General features: G+C 57.7%; 3 protein-coding genes. 1 reads left to right on the forward strand and 2 read right to left on the reverse strand.

Annotated features, from left to right (window positions below; translation table 11 throughout):
* Positions 1–205: 205 nt before the first annotated feature.
* Both uvrC and NW815_RS07435 read right to left on the reverse strand, forming a co-directional pair.
* Positions 206–2077: an excinuclease ABC subunit UvrC gene (uvrC, locus tag NW815_RS07430; protein ID WP_414415856.1), complete on the reverse strand. Its 1872-nt coding sequence runs from the start codon at positions 2075–2077 to the stop codon at positions 206–208.
* Between the two features lie 614 nt (positions 2078–2691).
* Positions 2692–2907 carry an IS630 transposase-related protein gene (locus NW815_RS07435; protein ID WP_414329292.1) on the reverse strand — a complete coding sequence of 72 codons (216 nt, stop codon included), beginning with the start codon at positions 2905–2907 and terminating at the stop codon, positions 2692–2694.
* A 285-nt stretch (positions 2908–3192) separates the two neighbouring features.
* Here NW815_RS07435 and NW815_RS07440 point away from each other — a divergent pair.
* Positions 3193–7469: glutamate synthase-related protein (locus NW815_RS07440; protein ID WP_414415857.1), on the forward strand; the 4277-nt coding region annotated here is incomplete at its 3' end.

The following is a 7469-nucleotide window of genomic DNA, read 5'->3' on the forward strand; positions in this document are numbered from 1 at the left end:
GCTCAAATGAAAGATCAACACAACCTAGGGCACTAAGAACGCCTGCCCCTGAGATTATGTATCATTCTTGCTTTGAGCGATGTTTTCCGCACTACAAGTTCCCCCGTGATCTCGTAAAATCACGGGCAAGGAAGGGTGCTCAGGCTTCTGTGGATATCACCCCACCGAGTGCTGGGGGAGCAGGGATCCCTGTGCAGATTCTCAACTACTCCACCCCTGCAGTCTCCGGGGATTCCGCCTGAGTTTCCGGGTGAAAGTAGCGGTAAATCTGCCGGGCAATCTTCGGGCCAATGCCGGGCACTTGAGCCAACTGGTCTTCTGAGGCCACCTGAATGCGGGCAATCGACCGAAATTCTTCCATCAGCAGCTTTTGCCGATACTTGCCCAAGCCGGGGATCTCGTCCAGCGTAGAGGCATGTTGACGCGCTTTCCGTTGCTGGCGATGAAAGGCGAGAGCAAATCGGTGGGCTTCATCTCGCAGGCGTTGCAACAACAAGCGAGCCGGATCTTGGGCGGTCAACCGCAAGGGCACAGGATCCCCCGGCAGAAAGATCTCTTCTTCTCGTTTGGCCAAGGCAATCACCGGCAGGTGATCCAGCCCCAAATCTGCCAAGACGGCCATGACTGCCGACAACTGCCCCTTGCCCCCGTCGATGAGCACCAAATCCGGCTGATCCTCAGGGGTCATTTTGCTGAAGCGACGCCGGGCCACTTCTGCATGGCTGGCAAAATCATCGGAGTGACCGGGGCGCACCTCAGGGTTGCGAATCTTGTAGCGGCGGTAGTGCTGTTTGGCAGGCAGGCCATCGATAAACACCACCTGACTGGCCACAGCATCGGATCCCTGGATGTGGGAAATATCGTAGGCTTCTAGACGGCGGGGCACATCCGGCAAATCCAAGACTTCTGCCAAGCGCTCCAAGGCCGCGGCATCCCGATCCGCCAAGCGCTGAGTGCGGGTTAGCTCCAGTTGTGCATTCCGCTCAACCAACTCGATCAGCTCGGCTTTGCTCTGCCGTTGGGGGGCAACAAGGCTGACCTTGCGGCCTTTTTTCTGACTCAGCCAAGACTCCAGAAAATCGTGATCGGGCAATTCATACTGGGTCAAAATCTCAGAGGGAATTTCCACCGGATCGCAGTATTGATAATGCTCTTGTAAAGCCCGCTGCAAGATAAGGCCTGGGTCGTCACCGCGGTTTTCGGCCACAAACCCCAGCCGCCCCACCAACTTGCCTGCCCGCACCTGAAACAATTGAATGCAGGCTCGTGAATCATTCATGGCCAAGGCCAGAGCATCACGGCTGACGGTAGAGTTAGGCAAAGAGACCTTCTGGGATTCTCCCAATTGTTCCAAACCGCGAATTTGATCCCGATATCGTGCGGCTGCCTCATAATTTTCCTGTTCGGCGGCCTGGATCATCTTCTCCTGCAGCTCTCGGATCAGCTCATCTGTCTGGCCTTGGAAGATCATGGCCACTTGAGTCAGCGTTTTGCGATACTCTTCTGGGCTGATCAAGCCTTGGCATACCCCGGGGCAGCGCCCAATGTCGTAGTTCAAACAGGTGCGATCTTTGTACAGAGGTTTGAGCCGTTGGCGCAAGGGAAAAATTCGTTTGACCAACCCAAGGGTATGGCGCAACAGGCCAACATCGGTGTAGGGGCCATAGTATTTGTCTTGATTCCGATCAAGGCGACGATGGCGGGTGATGTAAAGCTGGGGATAAGGCTCCGACCAGGTAATACACAAATAGGGATACTTTTTATCGTCCTTAAGGAGAACATTATAAGGGGGCTGATGGGTCTTAATCAGATTGTCTTCTAGGGCTAGGGCTTCACTTTCATTGTCGGTTACGATAAACTCGATCTCGCAAACCTGAGCTACCATGCGCTGAATGCGAGGGGACAGGTCGCCGGTGAAGCGGAAATAAGATCGCACTCGAGAGCGCAATTTCTTGGACTTGCCTACATAGAGGATCTGATCCGTGGCATCTCGCATTAAATATACGCCGGGTTCAGCAGGAATCTCCTTGAGACGGCTCTCTAGAACGTCACGGCTGTGAATCAGAGGGACGGTCATAAAGTTCAGTTCTATCGGGTAGAGTCAGGGATCCCATGACTTCAATCTAGCAAGGATATGGCTTTTCTCGGCAACACTGACTCCAACCCATGTGGAGACACAGTCATTCTGAACAATCATTCTGAACAAGTTTGGGAAGCTCGTCCTGCTTTCAAGCTCTAACCTGCTAGCACAAATGGCAATAGCTCGTCGCATCGCAGGATCAAAGTACCTCTTTTGACGGGTAGACCTCCATGATTTGGGAAGGATAAGTTGATTTGTGATTAACATAATTTTGTCCAGAGTTCTGGTAGTTCATTTACATAAGATATAGCAGCAATGGAAAGTCGCTTAAGTTTATTAACTAGGGATATATTGACTTCTGAGACAATCTTTTGAGTAGATTCAGGTATAAATTGCCTGTGACAATCCTGGCATCGATAATGCTGCTTTCCATTATGGATCTTGTCGTATCTAAGTTAAAAGAATGACGGCTTGGGCAAGTCAGCATGAGCTTACTCAGAAACACAAAAAATCTAGGGTAATAGTATCATTGCTCCCAGAGCACCACCAGTATAGTCAATAGGGCAAGGGCTCCGTCCCGCTGGCGCGACCCGAATCTCTGAGCTCTATCCTTACAATTGAGCTCCTGGATCCTGGCCTATGTCTTGCTGCAGGGCGGCCAAGTCTATCTTTGGCTTCTGGGTCTTGACTTTTGTCGGCCTGAGGTCTTCTAGGTTCAGCCAGCGATAGACCGTTGCACGCCTGACTTTGTACATCTGTTGTACATCTGTGGGGTTGCCCTCTTCCTGGACATACCCTACGGCTGTCTCCCTACCGCAGTTCTCCACAGGGCCAGTTGCCAGCGAGCGGAGCCGGTGTGAGCTGGCGCATTCGCCCTAGCTTTCTCAGATCGTCCGCAGTCCGTCGGGGAAAGCTGCAGAAGAAACTCGAAAAATCTGTTCATGGCGAGCTTTTTTGTCTTTACTTCGCTGAGCCGATTGCCCCAACGGTTGCCCTGTTGGCAAGAGCCAGCCGTGACTTGAGACTGCCCCCCTTTTCCTGTCGGATTGGAGTGCGATATGCTGGTTTTCCACCTCTGAAAGCGTGATTTATTCCAAACTGTTTTGACTCCTATGAATCCCCATCCCTCTCAGGTCTCGGCCCCTATCCTGCAGGAAAACTGGCACTTTCAAGAGCGGGATGCTTGCGGGGTCGGCTTTTTGGTGGATCAGCAGGGGAGAGCCAGCCACGACCTCTTGCAGAAAACCCTTCAGGCTCTCACCTGTATGGAGCATCGGGGTGGCTGTGGCGGCGACGGCCAGAGCGGCGATGGGGCGGGCATTGCGACGGCGATCCCCTGGTCGCTGTTGCAAGCAGAAATGGAAGAAATTCGAGCTTTGGATCCCACTCACAGCGCGGTGGGGATGGTCTTTTTGCCTCAGGATCCTGCTGAGTGTCAGGCGGTGCAGCAGATGATCGATGAGTACTTGACCACCACCGACTGGCAGCGGGTGGTTTGGCGGCAGGTACCGGTCAATCCCAATTGCCTGGGGCCGATGGCGCGGCAGACCATGCCCTCCATTTGGCAGATGCTCCTCACCCATCCCACGCTGGAAGGAGACGAGCTAGAGCAGCAGCTCTATCTGTTGCGGCGGCGCATTCGGCGGCGGGTAGAGGCTCGGTTTGGCTTTTATGCTCTGTATTTTGCCTCTTTGTCCTGCCGGGTTGTCGTTTACAAAGGCATGGTGCAATCGTCGGTTCTGGGCCAGTTTTATCGAGATCTGCAAAACCCCCTCTACACCACCACCTACGCCACCTACCACCGCCGCTTCAGCACCAATACCCTGCCGCGTTGGTCGCTGGCTCAGCCTTTCCGCTACCTCTGCCACAACGGCGAGATCAACACCTACCTGGGCAATGTCAACTGGATGGCCGCCCGCGAACAAACCCTTTCCCATCCCCGCTGGGGTACAGCGGTCGAGGATCTGAAGCCGATTATTGACCCGGGCACCAGCGACTCAGCAGGCCTGGACGCTGTGTTTGAGCTGTTGATTCAGTCGGGCTACTCCACTCAGCAGGCGATGATGGTGCTGATCCCGGAAGCCTATCGCAACCAGCCAGAACTGCAGAATCACCCGGAAGTGGTGGATTTCTACGAGTTCTTCGGCGGCCTGCAGGAGCCTTGGGATGGCCCGGCGATGGTGGTTTTCTGCGATGGCAAAACCATCGGCGCCACCTTGGATCGGAATGGATTGCGCCCAGCCCGCTACGCTCGCAGCCGCGATGGTCTGCTGGTGGTGGCCTCGGAAGCTGGCGTGGTTCCTCTGCCGGAGACCGACATTTTGGAAAAAGGGCGGCTAGGCCCAGGGCAGATGCTGACGGTGGATCTGCAGAGCGGGCAAATCTGCAAAAACTGGGAGATCAAAACCCAGGTGGCAGCCCAGCACCCCTACGGCGAATGGCTCAAAGCCCATCGCGTTCAGCTCAGCACCCAAGGCTTTGAAAATACCCCTCACCTCTCGGAAGAACAACTGTTACAAGCCCAAACCGCCTTCGGGTACTCCTCAGAAGATGTGGAGATGATCATCGAGGAGATGGCGGCTACGGGCAAGGAGCCCACCTTCAGCATGGGGGACGATGCGCCGCTGGCTGTGCTGTCCACCCAGCCTCATCCCCTCTACGACTATTTCAAGCAGCGCTTTGCCCAGGTCACCAACCCTGCCATCGATCCCCTGCGGGAGAGCCTGGTGATGTCTTTGGATGTGTATCTGGGATCCAAGGGCAACCTGCTGGAGATCCGCCCTGAGCATGCCCGCCTGTTGCAGTTGCGCAGCCCGGTGCTCAACGAAGCGGAGCTGGCCGCTCTGCAGCATACCCCTTTTCCCTGCCACACGCTCCCGATTCTCTATCCGGTGGCTGCCGGCCCAGAAGGACTGGAGGTCCAGGTACGGGCCCTCTGCCAGCAGGCGGCTCAGGCAGTGCGGGGGGGAGCTGAGATTTTAATCCTCTCGGATCGCGGCCTTGATGCCGAGCAGGCTCTGATCCCACCTCTGTTGGCGGTGGGCGCCATCCACCATCACCTCATCCAGGAGGGGCTGCGCCTACGCGCTTCCCTGGTGGTGGAGACTGCCCAATGCTGGAGCACCCACCACTTTGCCTGCTTGATCGGCTACGGGGCCAGCGCCGTTTGTCCTTATCTGGCCTATGAAGCTGTGCGGCAGTGGTGGCACAAGCCCAAGACGCAAACCCAGATGGCTGCCGGCAAGTTGCCCCAGCTTTCCCTGGCCGAGGTGCAACTGAAGTACCGCGCCGCCATTGAGGCAGGGCTGCTCAAGATTCTTTCCAAAATGGGCATTTCTCTGCTCTCCAGCTACCACGGAGCGCAGATTTTCGAGGCCATTGGCCTGAGCCAAGAGGTGATCGATCTGGCCTTCCGCGGCACGGTGTCGCGGGTGGGGGGCATGACGCTGGCGGATCTGGCCCGCGAGGGCATGGTGAATCACCAGCGGGCCTTTCCCGAACTCACCTCGAAAAAGCTGGAGAACTTTGGCTTTATCCAGGCGCGGCCCAAAGGCGAATACCACATCAACAGTCCAGAAATGGCCAAACTGCTGCACAAGGCCATCGAATCGGGTCAGCCTGCCCACTATGAGATCTACAGGGCGCACCTGCGCAGCCGCACCCCCACCGCGTTGCGAGACCTGCTGGATTTCCGCAGCGACCGGGATCCCATTCCCTTGGAGGAAGTGGAACCGGTGTCGGAGATTTTCAAACGCTTTGCCACAGGTGGGATGTCCTTGGGGGCCCTCAGCCGCGAGGCCCACGAGACCCTGGCCATTGCCATGAACCGCATCGGCGGCAAGTCCAACTCCGGTGAAGGCGGGGAAGATCCAGAACGATACCTCCCCATCACCGATGTAGGCCCGGATGGCACCTCGGCTCGCTTTCCCCACCTGAAGGGACTGCGGATGGGGGACAACGCCAGCTCGGCGGTGAAGCAGGTGGCCTCGGGCCGCTTTGGCGTGACACCGGAGTATTTGCTCAACGCGCGGCAAATTGAGATCAAAATTGCCCAGGGGGCCAAGCCGGGCGAGGGCGGGCAACTGCCGGGCAAAAAGGTCAGCCCCTACATCGCCAAGCTGCGCCGCTCCAAGCCGGGGGTGACCTTGATCTCGCCGCCGCCCCACCACGACATCTACTCCATCGAGGATCTGGCGCAGTTGATCTTCGACTTGCACCAGGTGAACCCCCAGGCACAGGTGTCGGTGAAGCTGGTGGCGGAGGTGGGCATCGGCACGGTGGCGGCAGGAGTAGCCAAGGCCAACGCCGACATCATCCAAATCTCCGGCCATGAAGGGGGCACAGGGGCTTCCCCCTTGAGCTCCATCAAACATGCCGGGGCACCTTGGGAGTTGGGCCTGGTGGAGGTGCATCATACCCTGCTGGAAAACGGCCTACGGCAGCGCTCCATCCTGCGGGTGGATGGCGGCATTCGCACCGGCTGGGAAGTGGTGATGGCGGCCATGCTGGGGGCAGAAGAGTTTGGCTTTGGCACGGTGGCCATGATTGCGGAGGGGTGCATCATGGCGCGGGTGTGCCACACCAACAACTGCCCTGTGGGAGTGACCAGCCAGAAGGAGGAGTTGCGCAAGCGCTTCCCCGGCACGCCAGATCACGTGGTGACCTTCTTCACCTTTGTGGCGGAGGAGGTGCGCCAAGTCTTAGCGCAACTGGGCTACCGCTCTCTGAAGGAGGTGATTGGACGGGTGGATCTGCTCTGTCCGCGGGCCGATGCGGTTCTGCAGAAGACCCAATCCTTGAACTTGGAGTGTCTGCTGCGAACTCCCCCCGGTTTTGATCCCAACACCCTGCCCGACTGGTTGGAGCATGAGCCGGTGCATTCCAACGGCCCGGTGCTGGATGAGCAGATCCTGGCTCAGCCGGAGGTGCAGAAGGCGGTGGAAACCTGCGGCACGGCCACGGTGGAGATCCCTATCGCCAACACCGACCGCTGCGTAGGCGGGCGCATTGCCGGAACCTTGGCCCGCTTGTACGGAGATACCGGCTTCGCCCAACAGGGGGGGCAGTTGGATCTGCGCTTTGTCGGCAGCGCCGGCCAGAGCTTTGGCGCTTTTACGCTGGCGGGGATGCGCCTGACCCTGACAGGAGAAGCCAATGACTACGTGGGCAAGAGCATGTGTGGCGGCGAGATCGTCATCCTGGCTCCCCCTGAGGCGCCCCGCGATCCGGCGGAAAATGTAATCCTGGGCAACACCTGTTTGTACGGGGCCACGGGCGGATCCCTGTTTGCCAACGGCCAGGCGGGGGAACGCTTTGCGGTGCGCAACTCGGGAGCGCAGGCGGTGATCGAGGGATCCGGCGACCACTGCTGCGAGTACATGACCGGTGG

The organism is Synechococcus sp. R6-7 (assembly GCF_047461695.1).
In the GTDB taxonomy this organism is placed as follows: Bacteria; Cyanobacteriota; Cyanobacteriia; order Thermostichales; family Thermostichaceae; genus Thermostichus.